Raw genomic sequence first — 3,237 nt, 5'->3', positions numbered from 1 at the left:
GGACGGTGAGGACCGCCTCGCCGGCGCGGGCCGCCGCCGTCTCCAGCGCCTCGGCGAACACCGGCAGCGCCGGTTCCGCCGGACTCTTCTCGCCGCCCGCCGCGGTCTCCGCGACGAGCAGCCGGAACGGGGCGTCGAGCAGGTTCCCGTAGACGTCGCCCGCCACCGCGCGGGCGTGGTCCGGCTGGCCGGCGAGCAGCATGCGCAGCACGGCCGCGCCGAGCCGCTGCTCGGCGGCCTGGAGCGAACGGGAACGCTCCGTCGTGAGGGTGAGCAGCGCGATCGCGGAGTGCACCGCGTACCGCTCGGCGGTACCGAGCGGCGCGGCGGTGCCGACGGCGAGCGCGCCCCGGACCCGCCGCCCCGTCCCGAGGGACTGGAGCTCGACCCGGTCGTCCGTGCCGCCGACCACCGCGCTCGCCGGGGCGGGCCGCTCGCGCAGCCGCTCCACGTCGGGGGTGAGCCGGGCGGCCCGGCGTGCCGCCCAGTCGGGCGAGACGGCGACGACCGTCCCGGAGGTGTCGTACAGCGCGGCCCAGCCGTCGACGTGCGCCGCGAGCCGGGCGACGACCGCGTCCGGGCCCTCCGCGAGCGCGGCCCGGGTCAGCTCCCGCTGGACCTCGAACCCGGCGGTCACGGCCCGGTACTGGTCGGCGGCGATGGCCGCCGAGACGGCCTTGCTGATCGCGAGGAACGGCGTCCTGCGCGGCACCTCGAGGAGCGGCAGGTGCTCCTCGCGGGCGGCGTCGAGCAGGGCGGCCGGGATCGCGTCGTAGTTGACGCCGACGGCGAAGCCGAGGCCGACGACACCGGCGCCGAGGAGCCGCCGCACGTAGCGGCGCATCGCCGCCGGGTCCTCCGCGTCGAGCGTGAGGGCGGTGGTGAGCAGCAGCTCGCCGCCCTCCATGTAGGGGACGGGGTCGGTGAGCTCACTGACGTGGGCCCATCGGACGGGCGTGTCGAGACGGTCCTCACCGGCGCGGACGACGAGCTTGAGGGAGGAGTGCTGGACGAGCGAGGCAAGGGTGGGCGGCATCGGGGAACCGGCGGACCTTTGAGCGAGGACCACGCGCGGGGGGAGCCGTGCGCGGCGACGGGGAGGGCGCCGCTCGACGGAGCGGCGCCCTCGATTGTGCCAGGGCATGTCCCCGGCCGCGCGGGCGCGCGGCATGGGGGGCCGGGCCGGGGCGCGGACTCGGGTACGGCCCTGACACCGGAGCTCCGCGCCCCGGAGCCCGGCGCGGCTTTCGCCACGGGCACGGCGCCGAGCCCCGTACCGCCCCGGACCGCTCGCGGCGGCGCGGCGAGGGGGCGGGCCCCGCCACGGGCGCGAGCACCGCCCTCGCACCGGAGGTCCGCGCCCCGGAGCCCGGACGGGCCCCCGTCACGGACGCGGTGCCGAGCCCGGGACCGCCCCGAACCGCACCGGTCCCGCTCGCGGCGGCGCGGGCGCGGTGTCAGGCGCGGAGGTCCACCAGGATCGGGGGGGTGTGGTCGCCGGTGACCGTGGTCAGGGAGATCACGGCGTGGCCGGCCGGGACGGAGTGGGCGAGTTCGGAGGCGGACCAGCGTTCGCGCTCGACCGTGCGGCGGGTGACCGCGTCGGTGGTGACCGCCTTGCCCGTGAGCTTCTTGCGCAGGGCGTGGTAGGCCCGGGTCATCGGCTGATCGGCGAAGACCGCGTGCTGGGCGACCTCCACGGTCTCCACCCACTCGGTGCCCCAGGCCTCGGAGAAGCCGCGGCCGTCCCAGGTGGTCACCCCGGAGAAGGCCGCCCGGCAGCCGACGGCGGCGAGCAGCGGCCCATGCAGAAAGTCGGGTACGTCGGCCAGGGTGCGCAGGCCGAGGACGACCCCGGCGTGGTGCGGGCGCAGGCGCTGGAGGGAGCGGACCGTGCCGGTGGTGAGCGCGCCGGTGGCGTCGTCGAGGACGAGGCAGACGAAGTGGGAACGGCCGGTGCCGCCCCGGGCCGCCGCCAGGAACTGGGCGAGCACCAGCCGGGTGAGGAGCCGGGACGCCTCCTCGTGGCCGCGCTCCGGCAGCTGCACCAGGACGCGCAGCGGGTGCTGGACGACGGACCGCAGCGAGAAGGGCCGTACGCGTCCGGTGTCGCCCCCGCCGGGCTCCGCGCCGAAGAAGTCGGCGAAGGCGGGGCGGTCGAGCAGCGCGAGGCGGTCGGCGAGGAGGGGGGCGGGGTCGGCGGCCCCGCCGGCGTTCCGGATGCGGGCCTCCAGTTCGCGGCGCATCGTGGGCGCGTCCGCGGGCAGCCGGGCGAGCAGCGCGGACAGGGTGTGGGGGGCGGCTTCGAGCAGTTCGCGCAGGACGGGTACGGCCGGGAACCGGCCGTGCACGGCCCGGTAGGGGCCGATCAGCTGGGCGAGGACGGTGGCGGCGCGCCTCGTGTCGACCGTCTCCACGTCACCGGCGAGGCCCTCCGCGAGGAGGGCCGCGGCCTCGTCGGGGTCGGTGAGGCCGGCGTAGGGGTCGAGGTCGTAGGGGGACGCCGGGTCTCCGATCCGGACGACCACGTCGTACGCCGTGTCGGGGCCGAGCGGCGCGTCGGCGGAACCCACGGCGACGACCGCGCAGTCGCCGGTGAGTGCCTGGAGGGCGAGCGACTCGGCGACGGGTCCGGTCAGCCGGGCGGTCTTGCCCGCGCCGGAGGGGCCGACGGCGAGCAGGGAGGTGCCGAGGACGGCCGGGTCGAGCGCCAGGCCGGCGCCCCGGTAGGCGGCGGGGTTCCGCTCCCCGGCGGCGCAGCGCCCGATCCGCACCTGGCCGAGGAGGAGGTCGTGGGGGGCGGTGCGGCGGGGCAGGTCGCGGGCGCCGGACGGGTGCGCCCAGGCGGTGGCGCCGTGGCGGAGCACGGTGTCGACGAAGGAGGCGAGGCGGCCGGCGTCGCCGCGGGCCCGCTGCCAGTGGCGGTCGATGCGGGCGGCGTCGACCTCGTTCATGCGTCCGGCGTGCAGTTCGCCGGTGAGCAGGTCGGCCGCCCGGGCCTGGCCGGCCTCCCGCAGCGCGGGCCACTGGGAGCGGGGGGCGGCCGGGGCCGCCGTCGGCGTGCCGGCGGGGGCCGGGCGGGGACGCAGCCAGGTGCGGACGAGGGCTCTCCAGCCGCCGAGGCGGGCGAAGGGCCAGAGGACGGCCGCCGTGATCAGCGCGTAGAGGGTGTAGACGAGGACCGGGGAGGTGAGGACGTCGAAGCCGCCGCCGACGAGGACGACGAGGGAGAGGACG

Annotated in this window: 2 protein-coding genes; both read right to left on the bottom strand. The window is 78.1% G+C overall.

Going from position 1 to position 3,237, the window contains the following annotated elements:
• Positions 1-1,036: PucR family transcriptional regulator ligand-binding domain-containing protein (locus tag RIF68_RS32140; RefSeq protein ID WP_309054791.1), on the bottom strand; the 1,036-nt coding region annotated here is incomplete at its 3' end.
• Between the two features lie 421 nt (positions 1,037-1,457).
• The coding region (locus tag RIF68_RS32135) for an ATP/GTP-binding protein (RefSeq protein WP_309054790.1) at positions 1,458-3,237 on the bottom strand (1,780 nt) is incomplete at its 5' end.

The sequence above is a fragment of the Streptomyces sp. genome, assembly GCF_031178505.1.
GTDB lineage: Bacteria > Actinomycetota > Actinomycetes > Streptomycetales > Streptomycetaceae > Streptomyces > Streptomyces gulbargensis.
Note: the sequence above shows the minus strand (reverse complement) of the source record. Positions and strands in the feature narration are given on the sequence as shown.